Origin of the sequence: Flavobacterium frigoris PS1 (assembly GCF_000252125.1) — a bacterium.
GTDB classification, from domain to species: domain Bacteria; phylum Bacteroidota; class Bacteroidia; order Flavobacteriales; family Flavobacteriaceae; genus Flavobacterium; species Flavobacterium frigoris_A.
This window is the reverse complement of the sequence record NZ_AHKF01000018.1, coordinates 165,618-188,928: the sequence shown is the minus strand read 5'-3', so window position 1 is coordinate 188,928 and position 23,311 is coordinate 165,618. Positions and strand designations below refer to the sequence as shown.

Here is a 23,311-nt window from a genome sequence, read left to right as displayed (position 1 = left end):
AAATAGTACAATTCTTATCTTTGCAAGTAATCCATTCCCTATGATTTCTAAGATTAAACAATTTGCAGACAGTACTTATTTTACGAATGCACTAAAGGTAACTATATCTGCAGTCATTCCTGTTTTGTTGTTTTCTTATTTAGGCCATTTCCGAATCGGTTTCACAATTGCCCTTGGTGCCTTTTTCACTTACCCAAGTGATATTCCCAGTAACTTAAAACACAAAATAAATGGAATACTGGTTGCGGTTCTTATCGTTTCCAGTGTCAATTTAATTATAAACCTAATTCATCCGTACCCATTCATCTTCTATCCGATACTGACGCTATTGATTTTTTTCTTATCAATGATTTCTGTTTATGGTCAAAGGGCAACTATGGTTTCATTTTCGGCACTTCTTTCCATTTCATTGGCTTTTGCCCATTTACAAACGGGATGGGAAATAGTACAATATTCAGGATTAATCCTTTCTGGAGGCTTGTTCTACCTTTTCATTTCACTGATTTTTTATTACGTCAGACCTCACAGGTATGTTGAACTACAAATAGCGGAATGTATCCAATTAACTTCTAAGTACTTAAAATTAAGAGGAGACTTATGGAAAGTTAACTCCGACAGAAAAGCGATAACGAAAAAACAATTGCATTTACAGGTCCAATTGAATACCATACACGAAAATATAAGGGAAGTTCTGATACGAAATCGAACTGTCTCCGGTTCTTCAAATCAAAATAGAAAAATGCTAATGACCTTCATCTCCTTAGTGGAAATAATGGAACTGGCGGTTTCTACCTCTTTCGATCATAATAAACTACATCAGAAATTCGACAACTATCCAAAGGTTTTAGGTACCTACCAAAATTTAGCCTATCACCTTGCCACCCATTTAAAACAGTTATCTGAAAGTATTCAAGATAGAACAAAATATGTCTCAAAACACAATTTAAATAACGATTTAAAGGATTTAGAATTTGCCATTGAAGACTACGAAAGAGATATGGATACCACTCTTGCTTCTGAAGGCGTTTTTATGCTAAAAACCATGTTGAACTATGCCGAAAAGCAAGTCGATACTATTAAAATTCTGGAACGAGCATTTACTTCATCTGTAATTTCGCATGACTTTAAAGGAAGGGATAAGGATTTAGAGAAGTTCATATCAACACAATACTATCCTTTAAGTACTATGATTCAGAACTTTAGCTTTTCATCTACTGTCTTCAGGCATTCGCTTCGATTGACGATTACCATTTTAATAGGATTTATTATCAGTAGAATCCTTCCTTTTCAAAACGACTATTGGATTGTACTGACTATTGTCGTTATTATGCGTCAAGGATACGGTCTTACCAAACAACGTACCTACCATAGGATTTTCGGAACTATTTTAGGTGGGTTTATTGCTTTTGGAATTCTTTCTCTAATTCACGATTCCTCTATTATTGGAGCCTTAGCTATTATAGCGATGCTTTTTGGGTTTTCATTTACGCCTTCCAATTATAAAATTGGGGCCACTTTTATTACTATTTATGTCATTTTCCTTTATGGAATATTGACGCCAAATATAGAAGATGTAATACAATACCGAGTCTTAGACACACTTGTTGGTGCCAGTTTATCGTTTTTAGCTAATTACTTCTTATGGCCTTCCTGGGAGTTTTTGAACATTCCTGTTTATCTAGAAAAATCGATCGATGCAAATCGAAAGTACTTGCAACAGATAACACTTCTTTACAATAAAAAAGGAGATATTTCTACCTCATATCGTTTAGCCAGAAAAGAAGCTTTTGTAGAAATTGGTAATCTAATGGCCTCTTTTCAAAGGATGATCCAGGAACCAAAATCGAAGCAAAACAAACTACCGCAGGTATACAAATTAACTGTGCTAAATCATACACTCCTATCATCAGCTGCCTCACTGGGAACCTATATTCAGTCACACAAAACCACCGACGCATCTGAAGCATTTAACGTGGTAATTAACAATGTGATTCAAAATTTAGAGAATGCAATGCTGCTTTTAAAAGAAGACGAAACCCAGCAAAAAGATAATAGTGCCGAAGAAATTGGAAAGCGATTTACCGAGTTGAAAAACATTCGCGCTAGAGACTTAAAACAAGTGAATGGTATGGACGAAGAAGCTTTTCAGTTGAAAATGCAAGAGTCACAATTGGTGATAGAACAATTGATTTGGCTGACAAACTTGTCCGAAAACATAGTGAAAACTACTAAAATTTTGATGCAATCTTAAACAAAAAAAATCCCGGACTCATGCCGGGATTTTATCTGAATTCTATACTATTTATAATTTTAAGACTGCTGTCGTATGTCTTCTTATTTCATCGGATAGTGCAGCGTTTTCATTTAGCTTTTGGCCATAAGAAGGAATCATTTCTTTGAACTTTCTCTGCCATTCATCAGTTTTAGTTTCTTCTTTGAAACATCTTCCTACTAAATCAACCATTATAGAAACGGCAGTTGAGGCACCAGGAGAAGCTCCTAACAAAACAGCCATGGTTCCGTCAGCAGTTGTGATAACTTCTGTACCAAATTCCAATATTCCACCTTCTTTTTCGTCTTTTTTAATTACTTGTACCCTTTGTCCTGCCCTTTCAATTACCCAGTCTTTAGAACTTGCTTCCGGAACGTATTCTCTAAGCGCGTTTATCCTGTCTTCAGTTGATTGGCGTACCTGATCAATCAAATACTTTGTAAGCGGTATATTTTTAATCCCGGCAGAAATCATCGGGAATATATTGTCTGTTTTTATTGATAATGGCAAATCTGAATAAGAACCGTTCTTCAAGAATCGAGTTGAAAACCCTGCAAAAGGTCCAAACAACAATGCTTTTTCACCATTGATCATTCTTGAATCTATGTGTGGGACTGACATTGGTGGCGCACCAACACTTGCCTTGCCATATACTTTAGCTTGGTGTTTAGCAATCACTTCAGGATTCGTGCATTTAAGCCATTGTCCACTAACTGGGAAACCCCCAAATCCTTTACCTTCGGGAACATCTGCTTTTTCAAGTAAAGGCAATGAACCTCCACCTGCACCTATAAATACGAATTTGGTATAAACTTTTCTTTTTTGGCCTGAAGCCACATCAGTAATTTTTATTCTCCAAGATTTATCTTCTCTTTGTCTTAATTTCTGAACCTCATGATTGAAATGCATGGTTACACCATCTAACTGAGTTAAGTAATTAAACATGCTTCTTGTTAGTTCTCCAAAGTTTACATCTGTTCCTATAGCCATGGAGGTAGCAGCCACTTTTTCAGATTCATTTCTACCTGCCATTACTAACGGCATCCATTCTTTCAATTGAGAGAAATCAGTACTATAAACCATATCTTTAAAAAGTTGATTCGGTTTCAACGCGTCAAATCGCTTCTTAAGATATGCAACATTTTTATCTCCCCAAACAAAACTCATATGAGGAATACTTTTTATAAAGTTTTCAGGAGACAAAACCTTGTTCTGCTCGACTAAATAAGCCCAAAACTGACGCGATACTTCAAATGATTCGGCAATACTAATTGCCTTTTTTGGGTCAATCGTGCCATCAGCACTTTCAGGAGTATAATTGAGTTCACAAAAGGCAGAGTGTCCAGTTCCTGCATTATTCCATGCATCAGAACTTTCAGCAGCTGCGATATCTAGTCTTTCGAAAATTTCAATTTTTAAATCGGGTTGTAGTTCTTTTAGGATCAAGCCTAAAGTGGCGCTCATGATTCCAGCTCCTATTAGTACTACTTCAGTATTTGAACGAATGGTTGTGTCGGGCATAGCAATAAAATTTTAAAATGCAAAGATACTTTATAAAATCGCAATAAAAAACAATAAATAGCCCTGGAAAAGTTAGATTTTACGAAAACGATTTCACTCTCTACATCATTAAAAATGATGTCTTAAAATCTCTTTTGATTCAAATAATCCTGAAGCATTATTGTTGCCGAAATTTCATCAATAAGAGCTTTATTTTGACGTTGCTTCTTATTTAGTCCACTATCTATCATAGACTGGAAAGCCATCTTAGACGTAAAGCGCTCATCCATTCTAATGACTTTCATATCTGGAAAATGATTGGAGAAATGAGTAACAAACCCTTTTATGATAGAGGCACTTTCTGAAGGTTGGCCATTCATTTGTTTAGGTTCCCCAATAATTACAGCCTCGACTTTTTCTTTTGAAAAATAATCTTTTAGGAAAGGGATGGCAGTTGCACTAGGAATAGTCGTTAAGCCTGAAGCTATGATTTGCATTTCATCAGTCACGGCAATACCTATCCGTTTTTGTCCGTAATCTATAGAGAGAATTCGAGCCATGTTTTTTTATTTATTTTGCAAAGATACATAAAGAATTAACTTAGCTGATGCAATTATAGATTACTCACGCATTATGGTTTTCTATGATGTTTTCAGTCTACTTAAAAACTTAAATTACCTAAAAAACGCTAGGAATAAAGACGAATAAATCCTGATGTTATTTTTAGAACAAAAAAAACAAATATGTTAGTATTGCGAAAACACTTCCCTTTTCTAAAAAATCGAATTATCTTTGTGTAAAAATTATCACACATGAATCCATTACAAACTATTATAGAACAGGCTTGGGAAAACAGAGCCCTGTTACAAGAAGAAACGACTACTAATGCAATTAGAGAAGTTATTGAATTATTAGACTCAGGAAAATTACGCGTTGCTGAACCTATGGGAGATGCTTGGCAAGTAAACGAATGGGTAAAGAAAGCGGTAGTTATGTACTTCCCTATCCAAAAAATGGAAACAGTAGAAGCTGGTATTTTCGAATACCATGATAAAATGTTATTAAAAAGAGATTATGCCGAAAAAGGAATTCGTGTAGTTCCTGGTGCAATTGCTCGTTACGGTGCTTATATCTCAAGTGGTGTAATTATGATGCCAAGTTACGTAAACATTGGTGCATATGTTGACGAAGGAACTATGGTAGATACTTGGGCAACAGTAGGAAGTTGTGCTCAAATTGGTAAAAACGTACATTTAAGTGGTGGTGTTGGTATTGGTGGTGTTCTCGAACCTCTTCAAGCCGCTCCAGTAATCATTGAAGACGGTGCTTTTATAGGTTCTCGTTGTATCGTTGTTGAAGGTGTTCATGTTGGAAAAGAAGCAGTTCTTGGTGCCAATGTTTGCTTGACTGCCTCTACAAAAATTATTGATGTTACAGTTGAAACTCCTGTTGAAATGAAAGGTTTTGTTCCTGCACGTTCTGTAGTAATTCCTGGAAGTTACACTAAAAAATTCGCTGCTGGTGAATTTCAAGTTCCTTGTGCATTGATCATTGGAACACGTAAACCTTCAACAGATTTAAAAACATCTTTGAATAATGCTTTACGCGAATATGACGTAGCAGTTTAAATTTATTTTATTTTAAAATATTATTGTATATTCCTCCCTTAAACAGGGAGGTTTTTTTATGTTATGAAAATACTAGTTATACAACAAAAAATGATTGGCGATGTCTTGGTTAGCAGTATTATATGCAATAACCTCAGGCGAGCCTACCCCAACGCTCAGATTGATTATCTGGTCTATGAATCAACAACTCCAGTTTTAGAAGGCAATACAAGCATTGATAATATTATTCTTTTCGAACAAAAACATCGAGACAGCAAGAAGGAACTTCTGAATTTAGCGCTCCAAATCAGATCTGAAAAATATGATGTTTTAATTGACGCCTATTCTAAATTAGAGAGTTGGCTCCTAGTACTTTTCAGCGGTGCTAAAAGAAAAATATCCTACAAAAAAAAGGGACGTACTTTTTTATATACTGACTCCGTTCCATTTGAAGCTTTTCCAAAAACTAGCTTAGGACTTGCCATAGAAAGAAGACTATCTTTGTTAGAACCACTTAATCTAAATATTAAAACAGACCCAATTCCTAAACTTTTTGTAACCAAAGAAGAAAATCAGGTTGCGAAAGCTGTTTTTGAAAAACATCAAGTAAAAGATGATCGAAAAACGGTTATGATTAGCCTTTTGGGAAGTGAAAAGCTAAAAACATACCCTTTAGAATACATGGCGAAAATTGTGGATACTATTTCCGATAATGGAGATATGAATATTCTTTTCAATTATTTTCCAAAGCAAATCGAAGAAGCAAGAACCATTTTCAATTATTGTAAACCTTCCACTCAAAAAAAGATCTATTTTGATTTACTGGGTAATGATCTAAGAGGTTTCATTGCTATTATGAACCAGTGTGATTTAATAGTTGGTAATGATGGTGGCGCCATAAACATGGCCAAAGCCCTAAACAAGCCTTCTTTTACTATTTTCTCGCCTTGGATTGAGAAAAAAATATGGGCCACTTTTGAAGATGGAATTTTAAATCAGTCCGTACATTTAAATGATTATAAACCTGGATTATTTACTTCAAAAACAGAAAAAGAGCTCAAAAATAATGCGCTTGCATTGTATCAGGAATTTGAACCTACTTTATTTGAAAACAAACTGAAATCCTTCTTAATTGAAAACAATTCCAATGGATAAGGCCGAAACCATTGCGGATAGCACGATACATTTGAGTGTATTAGTGATTACTTATAATGAGGAGCGCAATATAAAACAGCTTTTGCAAGATTTAGATTTCGCAGATGAAATTCTCGTTATCGACTCTTTTAGTACTGACAAAACCGTCGAAATAGCGCAATCTTTTAGTAATGTAAAAGTGAGCCAACATCTATTTGAGAATTATGCCATTCAAAGAAATTACGCTTTAAGTTTAGCTAAAGGTACTTGGATTTTGTTTCTAGATGCCGATGAAAGATTGACTCCGGCTCTGAAAAATGAAATTATTCAGACAATTCAAAATAAAGCAAAATTTACCGCCTATTATTTCAAGCGTACTTTTATGTTTGCCAATGAGAAATTACTTTTTAGCGGATGGCAAACCGATAAAATAATTCGTCTTTTCAGGAAGGAAAATGCTTCTTATTCTCTTCAGAAAACAGTTCATGAAAAGCTTAATACTGCTGGAGATATTGGAAAATTAAAAAACAATCTAATTCATCATTCCTATTCAGACTATTTCAGTTATAAAGAAAAAATGGTCCGTTACGGGCAACTGAAAGCACATGAGGAATTAATAAAAGGAACAAAACCTAATCTTATTCATTTCTATATTCGTCCCGCCTACCAATTCATTAATCAATACATATTAAGGTTAGGAATCCTGGATGGAAAAAAGGGGATTATCATTTGCTATTTAAATGCTATGAGTGTTTATATCCGTTTTCAGGAATTAAAAAGAATGAAAATAAACAATTAAGCTTTCCAGAATTTCAATTTCTTTTTCATTTTATGCTTTTTGGCGAAAGCTGTTTGAAAATCATTAGTTGCTCCCCACATTTTCTCGAAAATTTCCGCGCTACTTTCTGAATACAATTTTGCATACTCGTCACTCATTATTGCGATCATTTCCTTTTTTGGCGTAAGCCTGCTTAGGTTTTTCATTCGCATATCAAAATCCATTGATTCATGAAAATTCATCCTGTTTAAGTCAACCAGGAAAAATTGATATTGATTTTCAGATATTTTCTTAATTAATGTGTTGCCTGGCGAATGGTCCATGAACTCTATTCCTTTTTCATGTAGATCATATGAAAAACGCGTGAATTGTCGCAAAATATTCTCGTGATCAGGGTAATCTGGAATTTCAACAAGCTCTCTAAAAGTTAATTCAGCAGCAAGGTGCTCGCTTGCATAGTAACTGTCTTGTAATCCAAGCCAATTGAATTTTTCAAGAAAAGCAATTGGTTCCGGCGTTCCAATTCCTTTTTCTAACAAAACAGTTGCGTATTCATAAGAACGGCGCGCTTTCGATTTTCTGAAATTTTTATAAACCACTTTATTGATGAGATGCGGCACTTTAAACGATTTTATGTTAATCGTTTTACCATCTAGATCAAAAAGTTTAATACTATTTCTATCCCCATTACCAAAAACAACACCTAAATCTGAATTGAATTCCTTGATGAAGTGTAGTACTTCTTTTGAATTCTTTACAGTTTTAGAAAACATTAATTTTATTATCATTACTATTATTTTAGGTCTTAATTTTTGTGTTTCACGGACAAACAGCAATTCTTTAGCGGCGGATCAAAAAAACAAATTCTATAAATGCTTGGCAAACCTTTGAAATCTGTGTCCTGCTTCTCAATTACTATCAATCCACAAAAATACGCATACCATTTTAGACTTCAAATTATTATTGTAATTTCGGCAAAAAATAATATATGACTATATTACATGTATCGGCTGTGAAAAATTGGGGAGGTGGTGAGAATCACATTGAAAACCTATCCATTGAATTAAGCGCTACTAATCCAGAGGTTAAAAACATTGTATTATGCGTTGAAAATGGGCTTTTTCACAGTCGCCTCATAAAATCTGCTATTATTTATGAGACGGCACCTTTGGCATATAATTTAGACTTCCGGTTTTCAAAGAAGATCATTCAGATATGTAAAACGCATAAAGTCGATGTGATTCATATTCACGATCCATCAGCAATTGCTTTATGTATTATTGCGGATAAGTTTTATAGTTTACCTCCGTTTATCTTTAGCAAAAAAACTTCTTTTCCTATCAAAAAGAAAAGATCAACACTCTATAAATACAACTACTCCAAAATTAAAAAATACCTGTGCGTTTCTGATGAAACTAAAAGAGTTACAGCTGAATCGATCACTGATAAAAATAAACTGATTACCATTTATCATGGAACGAATTTAAAAAACAAAAGTACTGAGACTCCCTTTTTGTTACGAGAAAAATATAATATTGATTCCTCTAAAAAAATTATTGGAGTAATAGGAAATCACATCAGAGCTAAAAATTTTGAGACGCTTATTGAAACTGCTGATCTAATCATCAATAAAGAGAAAAGGAAAGATATTATATTTGTACAAATAGGGAACTTTACAGACAGAACAGCTGATCTATTAGAGTCCGTTAAAACAAATAACTTAGAAAAAGATGTCATTTTCTTGGGATACACTCCCAATGCTTCTAATTTCATTCCCCAATTTGACGCGCTTCTTGTAACTTCACAAAGCGAAGGAGTACCGCAAGTGATTTTTGAGAGTTTTTATCATAAAAAACCTGTTATAAGTACTGATGTAGGTGGTATTCCCGAAATTATTGAAGATGGAATGAATGGATTATTAGCTCCAAAACACAAGCCACAACTTTTAGCAGATAAAATAATTCAACTATTTGACAATACTGAGTTGATTCCTCAATTCACTTCAATTGCTCACGAAAAGTTAGTAAGTCTTTACACAACAACAATGATGGCGCAAAAAACACTAGAACAATACAAACAAATTATCGATGGAAAATCTTAACGAAGAAGTTCACAACGCTTACGAAATTATAAAAGAAGGCGGAATCATATTATACCCTACAGACACTGTTTGGGGTATTGGATGTGACGCTACAAATCCTGAGGCTGTAGCCAAAATCTATAAACTCAAAAAAAGAGCCGAAACACAAAGCATGATCGTTTTGATGAACGGCGATAAAATGATACACAATGTCTTTAAGGAGGTTCCAGAAGTGGCTTGGCAAATTATGGATTTGTCCGAAAACCCAACAACCATTATCTTGGACCAACCTCGAAATGTAGCGCCAAATCTAATCGCTACTGACAAAACATTAGGAATCAGAATCGTAAAAGAGCCTTTCTGTTTCAAATTAATGGAAAAGATGAAAAAACCATTGGTCTCTACTTCGGCAAATATTTCAGGTCAACCCACTCCAAAAAGTTTTAAAGAAATCAGCCCCGAGATTATTAAAGGTGTAGACTATGTTGTAAATTTGCAGCGCGATAAAATTGCTGGAAAACCATCTACAATTATAAAATTGGGTAATGATGCACAGGTAAAAGTGATTCGTAAATAGTTATTTATTACCGCAGATTCACAGATTTTTTTAAAAAATGTATTAAAAAAGATTTAAAAATTCATGTCTCAATATTTATTTGAACAAGAAACTTATCAGATAATTGGAATTTTATTTGAAGTACATAAAAATCTAGGAAAAGGATTCTCTGAAATAGTGTATAAAGATGCTTTAGAATTTGAATTTAAAAATGCTCAAATTCCGTTTGAAAGAGAAAAAGAATATGCAGTAAATTATAAAGACACTATTTTGAAACATAAATTTTATGCAGATTTTATAGTTTTTGAAAATATAATTCTTGAAATAAAGTCTTGCGAGTCTTTTAGTAATAGTCCTGTTTCTCAATGTCTAAATTATTTAAAAGTATCTGGAAATGAATTAGCCATTTTAGCTAATTTCAATAAATCCTCGTTAGAACACAAGCGAATCGTACTCTCAAAAAATTAATTAAAATCATTTTTAAAAATCAGCGAATCAGCGGCAAAAAAATAAATCAGTGTCAAACCGAATGAATTACAAAGAATCCTTAAATAATAAAATTTTTCAAGTCATCTCACAAGCATCCGAAGAACTTAACGTTGATAGTTATGTCATTGGTGGATTTGTGCGCGATTTGATATTGAAAAGAGATTTCAAAAAAGACATCGATATTGTTGCCGTGGGTAGCGGAATCGAACTAGCCTTAAAAGTATCTCAATTACTACCTAACAAACCCAAAGTCCAAGTTTTTAAAAACTACGGAACTGCTATGCTTCGTTTTGAAGATACTGAAATTGAATTTGTTGGTGCTAGAAAAGAATCCTACCATTTTGAAAGTAGAAATCCAGTAGTTGAAAACGGCACATTACAAGATGATCAAGACCGTCGCGATTTTACTATAAATGCATTAGCAATATCCTTAAATTCAAATACTTTTGGAGAACTGCTTGATCCATTTGACGGTTTGAAGGATATGAGGAACAAGATATTAAAAACACCTCTTAATCCTGATATCACCTACTCTGACGATCCTTTACGCATGATGCGAGCGATTCGTTTTGCTAATCAGTTGCATTTTGAAATTGAAGAAAACTCATTGCAATCCATCACCAAAAATGCGGAACGCATTAAAATCATTTCTGGAGAGCGGATCGTAGACGAACTAAACAAAATACTTTCGACAGACAAACCTTCTGTAGGATTCCTACTATTATATAAAACAGGACTTCTTGAAATCCTCTTACCTGAATTGACCGCCTTAAATCAAGTAGAAGAAATCGAGGGACAAACCCACAAAAATAATTTTTACCACACACTGGAGGTCGTGGACAATATTTGCCCAAATACTGACGATGTATGGCTTAGATGGGCTGCTTTATTGCATGATATTGGGAAAGCACCAACCAAGCGTTTCAACAAGAAACAAGGATGGACTTTTCACGGGCATGAGTTTTTAGGTGGTAAGATGGTCAAAAAAATCTTTGAGCGCTTGCACATGCCTTTGAACCAAAAAATGAAATTTGTTCAAAAAATGGTAATGATGAGTTCCCGCCCCATAGTTCTCTCACAAGAAACCGTGACAGACTCAGCGGTACGCCGCCTAGTGTTTGACGCAGGAGAAGACGTAGAAAATTTAATGACTTTGTGCGAGGCTGATATAACAACCAAAAACCCCAACAAGTTCAAAAAATACCATAGCAATTTTGAAATCGTTCGCAAAAAAATTGTCGAGGTAGAAGAGCGCGATCAGGTTCGTAATTTCCAGCCACCAATAACCGGTGAAGAGATTATGGAACTTTTCAACATTAAACCTTCAAAAGAAATAGGAATGCTTAAGGAAGCTATCAAAGAAGCCATATTAGAAGGAGAAATCCCAAATGAATATCAAGCAGCTTACGACTTTATGTTAAAAAGAGCCTTAAAAATAGGATTAAAGATTAACGCTTGTTGAATTAAGTATTACTTGTAATTAAAATATCTTTGCAAAAATAAGTTTAACAAATGAAAAGAGAGAATAAATCAGTTATAATTTGGCTTTTATCTGGGTGTTTTTTATTGTTTTTAATGGTAACTGTTGGCGGAATTACCAGATTAACGAATTCGGGATTATCTATGACCGACTGGCATCTAGTTACGGATACATTTCCACCACTGACAGATGCAAAATGGCAAGAAGCCTTTGAAGAATATAAAAAATTCCCCGAGTATCAAAAGATCAATATTCATAATGATTTCCAACTTTCAGATTATAAATTCATCTATTTTTGGGAATGGTTTCACCGCTTTATAGGCCGTATAATAGGTTTATTTTTTTTAGTCCCTTTTGCTTACTTCCTCATCAGAAAGAAATTAGATACTGCTACTATTAAAAAATGCATTATCCTTTTAAGCATGGGAGCATTTCAAGGCTTTTTAGGCTGGTTCATGGTAAGAAGCGGACTAATTGATGATCCAGACGTAAGTCATTTCAGACTTGCTCTGCATTTAACTTTTGCATTCATTACTTTTGCCTATACTTTTTGGGTCGCTTTAGATCTAATCTATCCAGAAAAAAAGAAAATAGAAAAATCATTACGAACTATCGCCCGCTATGCACTTTTTCTATTATTACTACAAATCATTTATGGCGGCTTTGTTGCAGGACTAAACGCAGGCTTAATTCATAATCACTGGCCATTAATGAGCGATGGGCAATTTATTCACGACAGTGTGTTTTTAGAACAAAAAAACCTCTTATTAAGCTTCACTGAAGGAAAAAGTGGGGTTCAGTTTGTTCATAGAACTTTGGCTTATATCGTTGTTGCTGCGATGGTACTACTCTATTTAAAAAGTAAAAAATTCACTTTAGATAAAGCACAAAAAAACGGCATTAATTTACTGGTACTAATTGTGTTCTTACAATTTGCTTTAGGGGTTTTCACGTTGTTATATGGAGTGCCTTTATGGTTAGGATTGATACATCAAATCAATGCTTTTTTCCTCCTGTCGGCAATGACATTTACCCTACACCGATTATCAAAATAACAACTTTTGATTATATTTGCACTTGACTATATTGTCACATTTCTTTGTTCATCATAAACAAAAATGTCTAAACTTGCTCCTCAGGATAAGTTTTTCGATCTATCAGATTACGGAAGAACTCCTGGAAAATTATTTGCAAATCGGTTAAAAAACACCCGATTTACACCCATTCACGTCAGCATACTTTTTGGTATTTGTGGTCTTATTGCTGTCTACTTGATTATTGAAAAACAATATTATCTGGCCGGTATCTTCATCGTTCTTAAATCGATCATTGATGCCGCCGATGGCGAACTTGCACGAATAAAAAACACACCATCTTATACCGGAAGATACCTTGACAGCGTCTTTGACATCCTACTCAACTTTATGTTTTTATCAGCAATTTGCTATGTCTCAACGACCCCATTTTGGATGACATTAATTGCCTTTTTTTGCATTCAATTACAAGGAACTTTATACAATTACTACTATGTGATTTTAAGGAATAACTCGGCTGGAGGTGATAAAACAAGCCAGATTTTTGAAGACAAAACGCCAAAGGCACTTGGTGGCGAAAGTCAGAAATCGGTCGCTATTTTACATATGATTTACACAATAGTTTATGGAGGTTTTGACAAAATAATTCACGCACTAGATAGTGATGCTTACAAACTAAAAACATTCCCAAACTGGTTTATGACATTCGTCTCTTTGTATGGACTAGGCTTTCAATTATTACTAATTTCACTTATGTTAGCCCTTGACTACATAGAATACATCACTCCGTTTTTTATCGGATATTCTGTCTTTATATTTATTCTAATAGGGATAAGAAAACAATTTCTAAAGGTTTAAAACTAATATAGACAAAATCTATAACACTTATTAAAACATATAATAACCAGCTAATTATAAACAACAACCTATAGCTTTAATTTAACTTTTTTTAAGATTAACAAAAACAGTCCTCCTGAATAATTTTATAACAATTTCTAAAAATAGTATAACAGATTAAACTCTCTTATTTGCCAACTTTGCTATGTAAATATTATTAATCATTAAACTATAACATTATGCCAAATTCAGAAGAAATTAAAGGAAACTGGAATGAGATGAAAGGTAAACTTAAGCAAAAATTTGCTGAACTTACAGAGGACGACTTGTTATTTGAAGAAGGACAAGAAGACGAAATGTGGGGAAAATTACAACAAAAATTAGGTAAGACTAAAAAAGAGATTGAGTCTTTATTTGAATAAAAGATTGATTCGTATTAAAAACGGTTTCAAAAAAAACAGCTTTATTTTGTTTATCAATTCAAACAAAATACGGCGGCTTTTGAAACCGTTTTTTTTGTTCTTTTTCTCAGCCTAACCACTCTTTAAAATGCGGCACTTTTTCTCTACTTACGATTACATCTTCATCAATATAAGAAGGCAAAATCACTTTTAATCTCGAATTACTATATAACACAATTTCCTTAATTGCTTTCATCGGAATTATGAATTTGCGGCTAATTCTATAAAAATCTTTTCTATCTAATTCCTGTTCTAAAATCTCTAAAGTAGATTCAACAAGGTAATTTCGATTATCAAAAGTATGAATATAAGTACCCTTATTTTCACTAAAAAAACATTCGACCTCATCTGTCGAAATAACTTTCAAATGTTGTCCGATTTTTACTGTAAATCTTTTTTTATAGTTTTTCTCAAATGGGTTGGAAAGCATTTTCTTGATTTCTTCAAAGTCAATTTTAAGCGATTCTTTTTTTGGAATTCGTGCTTGAAATTTATCTACTGCAACTTCTAAATCTTCCTCATCAATAGGTTTTAAAAGATAATCAATACTGTTCAATTTAAATGCTCTTAATGCATATTCATCATAAGCGGTTGTGAAGATAATAGCACTTTTAATTTCGACTTTTTCAAATATTTCAAATGACAAACCATCGGACAATTGTATGTCTAAAAAAATCAAATCTGGATGTTCATTTCTAGAAAACCAATCGATAGATTCTTCTACAGAATGAAGAAGCGCTCCTACTACAATATTTAGTTTTTCGAGCTTTCTTTGCAACAATCTTGCAGCTGGTTTTTCGTCTTCAATTATGATTGTAGTCATGCATTAAAATTTTAATAATTAGGTAGTCTATTTGTAATTTTCAATCATTAATCAAAAACATGCTTTTCCAATGATTTCCAATTTTGTTTAATATCAATTTTCGGATTTCGGCAAATATACAATGGGATATTATTTTCTTCTCCAATAGCATATTTATGTTTGATCATCTTTACTAGTTTAAAATCATAAAAAACGCTTTCAACAGCGTGTTTTTCATTTCCTATGCTGATGCAAATTTCTCCCTTAGTATTTCCTGTTCCCCAAGTCCAAAAACTACCATGACTCGAAACAGGGCGGGGCAAATTATATTTTTTACCCAGTATTTCAATTGCGCCAGCTTCTCCATAATTCTCTGCCCAGATCATGCATTTTTCTTTGTCTTTTGATGACAATGATTGATACAAACTATCGACTACTTGTACTTGCTCTTCCCATCCAAACATATCAGCAAAATCATCTGTGATTTCAATACGTCCATTTTCCTGAGCTTTTAGATTCAAATATTTGACATACGTTGAAATAGGCAAAATAGGAATTGCCCCAGGAATAAAAGCTATTCCCGGTAAAAGTAGAATAGCAGCAACGGCATAATTCCATTTTGGTTTACGTTGCAGTAATTTTTCAATTTTGACTGCGCCTGCAGCAAATAATAAAGGGTATATCGCGAAGAAGTAATAGGCTTTTGACTGCATCATCCACAGAATCATAAATACAACTACAGTAGCTACCCCAAATGCTTTATACTTTTTTAAATCTGAATCGAAAAAATAGGCATACAATCCAATCAAACTGATGGTTAATGTAAACGGAAGCTTTAATTGTTCTAATGCAAAACCAAATGTACCATTACCATCCAGTTGACTTTCTTTCAGTTTTTGCATATGCAGCAGAATAGGAAAGTCATGCTGCCATTGCCAAATAATATTGGGAAGAAAAATTAAAAAAGAGAGGAGTCCTGCAACGTAAAACCACTTATTCTTGAATAACCTTCCATTCTCATAAAACAGTAAACCAATAAAAACTCCTAATCCCCAAACTAAAATCGTGTACTTATTCATTAAACCAATTCCGAAAGTAATCCCAACAAACAACAGGTATCGCACTTCTTTAGTATTAAAATATTTAACTAAAAAGTAAAAACCTAAAGTCCAGAAAAACTGATCAAATGCGACAGCTTGAAATAATAAATGGTTTCTGTAGAAAGGAATAAAAGCCAAAACTGCCACTCCTGCCAAGAAAACTGCATATCGCTTCCCTCCTAGTTCTTTAGTAATCAAAGAACAAGTTATAAGGATTCCAATTCCAGCTAAGGTTGAAAAAAGACGAATTCCTGATAATGAATATCCAAAAATAAAATGCACAATTTTGCCTACAAAGGCAATAAAAGGAGGGAATTCAAAATACCCCCAAGCCAAGTGCTCACTTGCGGAAAGATGCAACAGCTCATCTCTATGAAAACCATAGTTTTGGTTTCCAACAAGATGAATTGATAGTTTTACAAGTGAAAGCATTATTATGATAGGAAGGTACTTTTTCATTTAACCGTTTTGTAATTAAAGTAATATAGCATCAATCTATTCCCATTTATTGTCTTTATCTTTATCCATAAATTCTTGCATTTTCTTTTCTTCCCAATTAGATCCAAAAAATATGTTACTTCCAAAAACAGATAGACCGTGCGCCAATAATCCAATTCCCCAGAAAAAAACGGTATTCCAGGTTTGCCATTGCCAAAAAACTTCATCACCAATCATACTGCTATTAAAAATTGAGATCAATATAAAAGCATTTACCAGCACATAAACCAATAAGTGAACATAGAAGCCTTTAATCCTTTTTACTCTTTTGTACGCCATATCATATCGCGCATCAGAACTGTCAATTTCTGAAGCACCATTCTCGAAAATTCTTCTTCTTAATCGTCCCATTTTACTTGAATAAAATTATTTCCAATTCCCTTTTTGTTCCTTCTCTTTTTCTTTCTCCATAAACTCATTTATTTTTTGCTCTTCCCAGTCTTTTCCCAGAAATGGCATATAATTAAAGACTTTCATACCGTGAAAAAACACCCCGATTCCCCATCCTAACAAGGGCCAAAAAAACCATAAATAGCTAGGAGATGTAGCTAAATTAATTGCTAAGAGTCCGACATTAACAACTATATACGCGATCAAATTACCGTAAAATCCTTTGATTTGTTCGACTTGCTTTTTAGCTTTAAAGTAGCGGTCTTCGTTTTGATATTTATTCTCCATGACTATTTCCATATTTGTTTATTATCTTTTTTATTTAAAATCTTTTGAATTTTTCTTTCTTCCCAGTAATCGTTAAATACATAAATTTTAAATGCATGTATTAATAAAGGAATTCCTCCACCAACTACTGAATACCAAAACCATTGTAATTCAGGAGTGAATTTCAAGTTAATGAAAATTATAGTACCAGTTACGCTAAAATATATCAGCAAATGCAAATAAAATGCTTTGATTTTATTGAATCTTTTTTTTGCTTTAAAATAGCGATCTTCCTCTTGATATTTACTCTCCATGATTATTTCCATGTTTGTTTATTGTCTTCTTTATTTAAAATCTCCTGAATTTTTCTTTCTTCCCAGTTCGAGCTGTATCCAAAAACCTTAAGAGCATGCATTATTAGCCCAAAACCCCAACCACCAGCAGTGAACCAGAACCATTGATATTGTGGCGAATACCTGAGATTTATAAAAATCAAAAAAGAAATTACAAAACAATACGAAATCAGGTTTCCATAAAAGCCTTTCAGTTCTTCCACTCTCTTTTTTGCCCTATAATAGGCGTTATTTTCATTATAATCTGTCGTTGTTTCCATAACTGCTATTTGTTTAGTCAAAATCGGAATTTTGACCGTGAATGTTTTGTCATTTTGTCCAATCAATACTTTCCTATCAGTAATAATTCCGTATCGATTGATAATATTTTGCAATCCTACTCCTTTACGATCCTGCAATACTTCTTTCTTTTGAAAATCATTTTCTACGACCAAATAGCCCTTTTCAATAAAAATCCGAATATGCAATGGTCTTTTTTCACTTACCACATTGTGCTTTACCGTATTTTCAAGCAACAACTGTAAGGAAAGTGGAACCACCTTGGCTTCCAGATCAATAACTGATGTAGGCAACTCATAAAACAAACTGTTCTCAAAACGCATTTTAAGTAAATTCATGTAGGTTTTGGCGAAAGCCAATTCCTCATCGACCGAAACCAATTCTTTGTCTTTTTGTTCTAAGACATAGCGATAAATCTTAGACAATGAAGTGGTGAATCGTTGTGCGTTCTCCGGGTTTTCCTCAATCAAAGAACTCAATACATTCAAACTATTAAAGAGAAAATGAGGGTCAATTTGATTCTTTAAACTCTCAAATTTAGCCGATGCGGTTCCAGCAATGATTTTCTGCTCTTTTACCTTATTCTCGTTGTAAGCTTTGTAAAAGTATAGTGCATGAATTCCTAACAGAACTACGAAAGTTACTATTGAAGCCACAACGTAATTTGATGATTTTTCAGATTTTAAAAATGCGCTTAAAGTGTTCTCTTCAATTATCACATCTTCAAAAATCCTCAATAAGAATATTACAAATAATGAAAGAACAAACGAGGTCAAAAAACCAATAATCAACCTCTTAATAGCATATCTATTGTTTTTAAAAACGGAATCTAAAAACATAAACAGTATTGCATTCACATAATACAGTGACATTCCATAGAGCATAGTGTATAAAAAATTAACCTTTAAATGATTATCGAAGTTGACAACTCCTCCGTTTAAGACAGGGATTATTGTTAAAACAATGAATATCATCATCGAAATAAATAAAGCTCTTGGAAATTCTCTTATTAATTTATTCATTTAAGTTTATTATTAAAAATTTCAATACTGCCTCTCGACTTATTTACAATTTTTCTGCGCTATTAATGCTCGGTCCAATCCCCATTTTGGAGAGAAAGGAGTTTCAGGTTTAAAAGTAGCAAAAAGTTCGATGGCTTTGTCAATTTGAGCACACATCGGCTTGGTATCCTGCCCCCAAAACTTAGCTCCTCCAATTTCAAACTCCGCTTTAGAGAACACCGCTCTAGGGTTATTTGGATCAATGGTCAATGCTTTGTTATAAATTTCAATTGTAGGGCCAGATAATTTCTGTCCGTAAATCATAGGATCAAAAACGATCCAAGCAGTATTGATCATGGCCTGCAATACATACAACTCGGCATTGTTTTGATCTTTCATCATTTCTACATCCAAAACGTTTTGTGCTTTCGAAAGTAATGCATTTATTTTTTCTTTATCTTTTGTACCAAAAGCAGCGGTTGTATTTACCAAAGCTACATAATAATTGGGAAGCCAATTTGTTGTTTCTGCAGCAGCTATTCTTTCGAATAAATCTGAAGCTTCGGTATTTTTCCCTTCTCCCCAAAGTGCAAAGGCTTTTCCCATTCCTTGTTCAAACTTGCTTGCTTTTGTTTCACTAGTTGCTACTTGGCCTTGAGCCGACAATAATGTAATAACAAAAAAGGCAAATGCGGTGATTAATTTGGTCATGATTTCTAGTTTTTAAGATTGATTATTTTTGATGATTGAAACAAATTGTTAATTTATACTTCAAAAGTATCTCAGAAATACTGCTGTAAAAATTTATAATTACTGAACTGTTGAATTTCAAGGATGAATCGGGGAATTAGTCGAAGGTTTGGAAGTTAGTACTGTTTTAGCAAACTAACTATGTTACTTTATGACTTTCGACCTTAAGACTACTTTACAAATTCTTCAACTGATTGTCTTTTTTGTCTTTGCTAATAGTCCAAAAGAAGCCCACAAAGAAGAAACGATCTGCAGTAGGTGTAATTTCTTTTCTTTTATAAAAACCGCTTGAATCGGGAGAATTTGCATAGTCATATCCAAAGATATTTTGCGTTCCCAAAACATTCGAAACAGAGAAATACAGTATCTTTTGTTGTCTAATTAAATAGGCCCAATTGAAACTTAAACTATTGTAGGCTTTGGCTTTTCCGTTCATGAATTGCGTTTCATTTGGATTATTATACGGACGTCCTGAGCTAAAAGAGTTGGTAAAACCTATTTGTGATCTCCAATCTGTAATGAAATATTTAGTCACAACAGACAAAGAATGATCGGCTACAAAGCTTGGCGTGACTGTTGTTGGGTAGTTTTTATAATCTCTCTCAGTATCGATATAGGAATAGGAAATCCAATATTCTAGATTTTTGATGGATTTACCATCACGCCAAAACAAATCCATCCCTTTGACGTAAGCCGAACCTTGATTGTTGAATATCGAATTATAAGCAATCTCTTGCGTATCGTATTTAACTAGATTGCTGTAGTCTTTATAGTAGGCTTCTGCTCTAAAAGTCTGGTCGTCTTTTGCATATTGAAAATTCAAGATATAATGAGAAGCCTTCTCGCTTTCAAACTGATGGTATTTGGAATATTTGATGTAATCGGCATTTGGACTTTGCGTGAAATCACCATAAGCCAAGGAGAACTGACTGTTTTTAGCCACTTTGTACGCCATAGATATTCTTGGCGAAATAGTAGTTTCATCAAGTAAATCATTATTTGATGCTCTTAAACCAATTTTGGCAGCAAACTTTTTTGAAAATAAAATATCTCCTTCGGCATAGGCTGCTGCAATATTCGAATTATATCCATTTCTTTTTGCTGTCCCTAAATTTTCAGTAAAACTTTCATCGAATTTAGTACTGAAATAATCTCCTCCAAAAGACAATTTAAAGTAGTTTGAAATGTTTTTCTTCAATTTCAATTTTAGATGCGCCGCGTTTTCATCGTTAGCAATATTGTTTAAATCCAATCCAATTTTATTTTTGCTATAACCATAACTCATACCCGTTATGATTTGCCAATTGGTACCAAAGTTCCCTTTATACGAAGTATTAAAATAAAAGTTATCATTTTTCAAATTCACCCTCATCTTCTCAGCTGAATTTATATTTTCCTGGTTAATATCGAATTTAGAAGAATCAAAAGCAGCGTACAACTTTAGAATTCCGTTATTAAAGTTATAGCGATAAACGGTTTCTCCAGACAAAGACTGAAAAGGACTGTTCCAATCAACATTTTGTGGAACAGCTGCTTGGTATGGTACCAAATTGATATACGAAGCATTTACACTCAGCGAACTTTTTTTCCATTTTTGAGTGTTTCCAAGTCCTAAGCCAACAGTCATTAGTGAAATATCCGTTTTGTTTTGATCGGGATTGTCTTCGGTATTTAAAAGTAACACGCTAGACAAAGCTTCGCCGTATTCGGCGGAATACCCTCCTGTAGAAAAAGCGATTCCACTAAACAAAAATGGAGAAAACCGGCCACGTGTTGGTAAATTATTAGTAGTCGCACCATAAGGTTGCGCCACGCGAATACCGTCAACAAAAGTTTGTGTTTCATTTGCCTCTCCTCCGCGAACAAACAAACGACCGTCTTCGCCGACACTTTGTGTTCCTGGCAAGGTTTGTAAAGCGGCTATAATATTCCCTGCAGAACCTGCGGTGGTAACGATATCTAAAGGTTTTAAAACAGAAACTCGTGCTTTTTCTCCAGATTCCATTGTTCCTGCGGATATAACAACAGCATCCAATGCATTCATACTATCTTTTAGTTTGACTGTTTGTGCTTGAAAGTTAGCTACATCAATTTGAGTTTTTGAAGTTTCATAAATCAAAAAACTGACCACTAAAATCTGATTTCCTATTGCATCCGTTGTGAATGAAAAACTTCCCGATTCATTAGTTGTTGCTCCGTCATAACTTCCTTCGATAAAAACATTAGCACCAGAAATGGGCTTGCCTTTTTGATCAACTACTTTGCCCGAAATTGTTGATTGTGAAAATAGAAAAGTGGTGCAAAATAAAATGATAATTGTTGTGATTGCTTTCATGTGGTTTGATTTTGATATACCAAATGTATTTTGATTGTCACTTTTTAAAAACTTAAACTAACTGAACTGTCATATTAGAGGGATGAGTTGTAATGTTTTTAATTTTCTGTTACATTTACATCAAATCATAGTGGTTTACGAATGGGTTTACATGAGCGATGGCGGTGAAAATCCTACCATTTTTCATGGGAGATTGTAATGAACAGCGCAACCGGTACCCATCGATATTGGGGTTGCGGTGGGCATGCCCAAAAAAGAATTAGAAACGAAATGATCAATAGAGTATGAAAACGGAAAAAGAAAAAATGATCGCGGGAGAACACTACTTGGGTGGCGACCCCGATATAGTAAAGGATAGAAGGAGAGCAAAAAACTTAATGCATCGCTTAAATGTTACGGAATATAGAGTTACCAAAAAAGCACGTGAAATAATTAAGGAATTGATTCCAAATGCAGGAGCGAATTTATATATAGAACCGCCATTTTATTGTGATTATGGTTACAATATTAGTTGTGGTGATAATGTTTACTTCAATGTGAACTGTGTTGTTTTAGACTGTACCACAGTGACTATTGGATCCAATGTGTTTTTTGCGCCAAACGTTCAATTGTACACCGCTACTCACCCGCTGGAAGCCGAATTAAGAAAAACAGTTGAGAGTGCTTTACCTATAACTATTGGTGATGATTGCTGGATAGGTGGAAACTCAGTCATTTGTCCCGGAGTAACAATTGGTAAAGGCTGCGTAATTGGCGCTGGTTCTGTTGTAACAAAAAACATTCCTGACAATTCACTCGCAGTAGGAAACCCTGCAAAAGTGATTCGGAAATTAAATCAATAATAAAATGCTCCAACTTAACAAAGTACACCACATTGCCATTATTTGCTCTGATTACGAAAAGTCAAAACATTTTTACACTGAAATTTTAGGGCTCAAAGCAATACAAGAAATTTACCGAGAAGAACGGGATTCCTATAAACTCGATTTAGCCTTGAATGGCGAATATATTGTGGAGCTTTTTTCGTTCCCCAATCCGTCTGAAAGACCTTCCCGTCCTGAAGCTTGTGGATTACGTCATTTGGCTTTTGAAGTGAATGATATCGAGCAAACACGTAATTTTTTAATTAAAAACAACATCTCCTCAGAAACAATCAGAATAGATGAATTTACAGCCAAGCGTTTTTTCTTTATTGCAGATCCCGATGATTTACCAATAGAATTTTACGAAATATAAATGCGGTGAATCAGGTAAAATCAAAATTATCATAAAGCTATCTTAAAAAAAATAGTAGTACAGTATCCTTCA

The 23,311-nt window shown here is 33.9% G+C and carries 24 protein-coding genes; 13 read left to right on the top strand and 11 right to left on the bottom strand.

All coding sequences use genetic code 11. The annotated features are described in order from the left end of the window. Positions 1–40: 40 nt before the first annotated feature. Positions 41–2,251 (top strand): FUSC family protein, encoded by a 2,211-nt coding sequence (locus HJ01_RS09560; protein WP_007138182.1) that lies wholly within the window; start codon positions 41–43, stop codon positions 2,249–2,251. Positions 2,252–2,302: 51 nt separating this feature from the next. On the opposite strand, the gene HJ01_RS09555 is transcribed toward HJ01_RS09560, so the two are convergent. Then, a complete protein-coding gene (locus tag HJ01_RS09555; protein ID WP_007138181.1) occupies positions 2,303–3,793 on the bottom strand; it encodes a malate:quinone oxidoreductase in 1,491 nt (496 codons plus the stop codon). A gap of 122 nt (positions 3,794–3,915) precedes the next feature. Continuing rightward, entirely contained in the window at positions 3,916–4,332 is a 417-nt protein-coding gene (ruvX, locus tag HJ01_RS09550) for a Holliday junction resolvase RuvX (protein ID WP_007138180.1), read from the bottom strand. 252 nt (positions 4,333–4,584) lie between these two features. Here ruvX and HJ01_RS09545 point away from each other — a divergent pair, with 252 nt between their 5' ends. The 3 genes from HJ01_RS09545 (at position 4,585) to HJ01_RS09535 (ending at position 7,312) form a co-directional block, all read left to right on the top strand. Next, a complete protein-coding gene (locus tag HJ01_RS09545; protein ID WP_007138179.1) occupies positions 4,585–5,400 on the top strand; it encodes a 2,3,4,5-tetrahydropyridine-2,6-dicarboxylate N-succinyltransferase in 816 nt (271 codons plus the stop codon). Positions 5,401–5,463: 63 nt separating this feature from the next. Next, complete coding sequence (locus HJ01_RS09540; RefSeq protein WP_040473832.1) at positions 5,464–6,534, top strand: glycosyltransferase family 9 protein; 1,071 nt, start codon at positions 5,464–5,466, stop codon at positions 6,532–6,534. Beyond that, positions 6,527–7,312: a glycosyltransferase family 2 protein gene (locus HJ01_RS09535; protein ID WP_007138177.1), complete on the top strand. Its 786-nt coding sequence runs from the start codon at positions 6,527–6,529 to the stop codon at positions 7,310–7,312. Before HJ01_RS09540 ends, HJ01_RS09535 begins: the two co-directional genes overlap by 8 nt. Here the strand turns inward: HJ01_RS09535 and HJ01_RS09530 are convergent. Continuing rightward, positions 7,309–8,079 (bottom strand): lipopolysaccharide kinase InaA family protein, encoded by a 771-nt coding sequence (locus HJ01_RS09530; RefSeq protein WP_050855230.1) that lies wholly within the window; start codon positions 8,077–8,079, stop codon positions 7,309–7,311. The two genes, HJ01_RS09535 and HJ01_RS09530, sit on opposite strands and share 4 nt — an antisense overlap. A 200-nt stretch (positions 8,080–8,279) precedes the next feature. Here HJ01_RS09530 and HJ01_RS09525 point away from each other — a divergent pair, with 200 nt between their 5' ends. From HJ01_RS09525 to HJ01_RS09495, 7 genes are all read left to right on the top strand, one after another. Next, complete coding sequence (locus HJ01_RS09525; protein WP_007138175.1) at positions 8,280–9,392, top strand: glycosyltransferase family 4 protein; 1,113 nt, start codon at positions 8,280–8,282, stop codon at positions 9,390–9,392. Continuing rightward, positions 9,379–9,948: an L-threonylcarbamoyladenylate synthase gene (locus HJ01_RS09520; RefSeq protein ID WP_007138174.1), complete on the top strand. Its 570-nt coding sequence runs from the start codon at positions 9,379–9,381 to the stop codon at positions 9,946–9,948. Before HJ01_RS09525 ends, HJ01_RS09520 begins: the two co-directional genes overlap by 14 nt. 63 nt (positions 9,949–10,011) lie before the next feature. Next, a complete protein-coding gene (locus tag HJ01_RS09515; RefSeq protein ID WP_007138173.1) occupies positions 10,012–10,395 on the top strand; it encodes a GxxExxY protein in 384 nt (127 codons plus the stop codon). 61 nt (positions 10,396–10,456) lie between these two features. Continuing rightward, on the top strand, positions 10,457–11,878 hold the full coding sequence (locus tag HJ01_RS09510; RefSeq protein WP_007138172.1) for a CCA tRNA nucleotidyltransferase: 1,422 nt from the start codon (positions 10,457–10,459) through the stop codon (positions 11,876–11,878). 50 nt (positions 11,879–11,928) lie between these two features. After that, the gene (locus tag HJ01_RS09505) at positions 11,929–12,951 is read left to right on the top strand and encodes a COX15/CtaA family protein (protein ID WP_007138171.1); all 1,023 of its coding nucleotides are present in this window, start codon (positions 11,929–11,931) and stop codon (positions 12,949–12,951) included. A gap of 63 nt (positions 12,952–13,014) precedes the next feature. Next, positions 13,015–13,788 carry a CDP-alcohol phosphatidyltransferase family protein gene (locus tag HJ01_RS09500; protein WP_007138170.1) on the top strand — a complete coding sequence of 258 codons (774 nt, stop codon included), beginning with the start codon at positions 13,015–13,017 and terminating at the stop codon, positions 13,786–13,788. A 218-nt stretch (positions 13,789–14,006) separates the two neighbouring features. Then, positions 14,007–14,189, top strand: a complete 183-nt coding sequence (locus HJ01_RS09495; RefSeq protein WP_007138169.1) for a CsbD family protein — start codon at positions 14,007–14,009, stop codon at positions 14,187–14,189. Positions 14,190–14,295: 106 nt separating this feature from the next. Here the strand turns inward: HJ01_RS09495 and HJ01_RS09490 are convergent, their stop codons facing one another. The 8 genes from HJ01_RS09490 to HJ01_RS09455 all read right to left on the bottom strand — a co-directional run bounded on the left by HJ01_RS09490 (position 14,296) and on the right by HJ01_RS09455 (position 22,003). Next, positions 14,296–15,051 carry a LytR/AlgR family response regulator transcription factor gene (locus tag HJ01_RS09490; protein ID WP_007138168.1) on the bottom strand — a complete coding sequence of 252 codons (756 nt, stop codon included), beginning with the start codon at positions 15,049–15,051 and terminating at the stop codon, positions 14,296–14,298. A gap of 47 nt (positions 15,052–15,098) precedes the next feature. Then, positions 15,099–16,589, bottom strand: coding sequence for an ArnT family glycosyltransferase (locus HJ01_RS09485; RefSeq protein WP_007138167.1), 1,491 nt, complete (start codon positions 16,587–16,589; stop codon positions 15,099–15,101). A gap of 36 nt (positions 16,590–16,625) precedes the next feature. Beyond that, a complete protein-coding gene (locus HJ01_RS09480; RefSeq protein ID WP_007138166.1) occupies positions 16,626–16,979 on the bottom strand; it encodes a 2TM domain-containing protein in 354 nt (117 codons plus the stop codon). A 15-nt stretch (positions 16,980–16,994) separates the two neighbouring features. Then, complete coding sequence (locus tag HJ01_RS09475) at positions 16,995–17,318, bottom strand: 2TM domain-containing protein (RefSeq protein WP_007138165.1); 324 nt, start codon at positions 17,316–17,318, stop codon at positions 16,995–16,997. Further along, the gene (locus tag HJ01_RS09470) at positions 17,309–17,611 is read right to left on the bottom strand and encodes a 2TM domain-containing protein (RefSeq protein WP_007138164.1); all 303 of its coding nucleotides are present in this window, start codon (positions 17,609–17,611) and stop codon (positions 17,309–17,311) included. Before HJ01_RS09470 ends, HJ01_RS09475 begins: the two co-directional genes overlap by 10 nt. Continuing rightward, positions 17,602–18,939, bottom strand: a complete 1,338-nt coding sequence (locus HJ01_RS09465; protein ID WP_040473831.1) for a histidine kinase — start codon at positions 18,937–18,939, stop codon at positions 17,602–17,604. The genes HJ01_RS09470 and HJ01_RS09465 overlap by 10 nt, the downstream gene beginning before the upstream one ends. A gap of 39 nt (positions 18,940–18,978) precedes the next feature. Then, on the bottom strand, positions 18,979–19,629 hold the full coding sequence (locus tag HJ01_RS09460) for a hypothetical protein (RefSeq protein ID WP_007138162.1): 651 nt from the start codon (positions 19,627–19,629) through the stop codon (positions 18,979–18,981). A 214-nt stretch (positions 19,630–19,843) separates the two neighbouring features. After that, positions 19,844–22,003 carry a TonB-dependent receptor gene (locus HJ01_RS09455; protein ID WP_007138161.1) on the bottom strand — a complete coding sequence of 720 codons (2,160 nt, stop codon included), beginning with the start codon at positions 22,001–22,003 and terminating at the stop codon, positions 19,844–19,846. A gap of 284 nt (positions 22,004–22,287) precedes the next feature. Between HJ01_RS09455 and HJ01_RS09450 the strand changes: the two genes are divergently transcribed. Together HJ01_RS09450 and HJ01_RS09445 are read left to right on the top strand one after the other, a co-directional pair. After that, the gene (locus HJ01_RS09450) at positions 22,288–22,845 is read left to right on the top strand and encodes a sugar O-acetyltransferase (protein ID WP_007138159.1); all 558 of its coding nucleotides are present in this window, start codon (positions 22,288–22,290) and stop codon (positions 22,843–22,845) included. Between the two features lie 4 nt (positions 22,846–22,849). Continuing rightward, the gene (locus HJ01_RS09445; RefSeq protein ID WP_007138158.1) at positions 22,850–23,239 is read left to right on the top strand and encodes a VOC family protein; all 390 of its coding nucleotides are present in this window, start codon (positions 22,850–22,852) and stop codon (positions 23,237–23,239) included. The last annotated feature ends 72 nt before the right edge of the window (positions 23,240–23,311 follow it).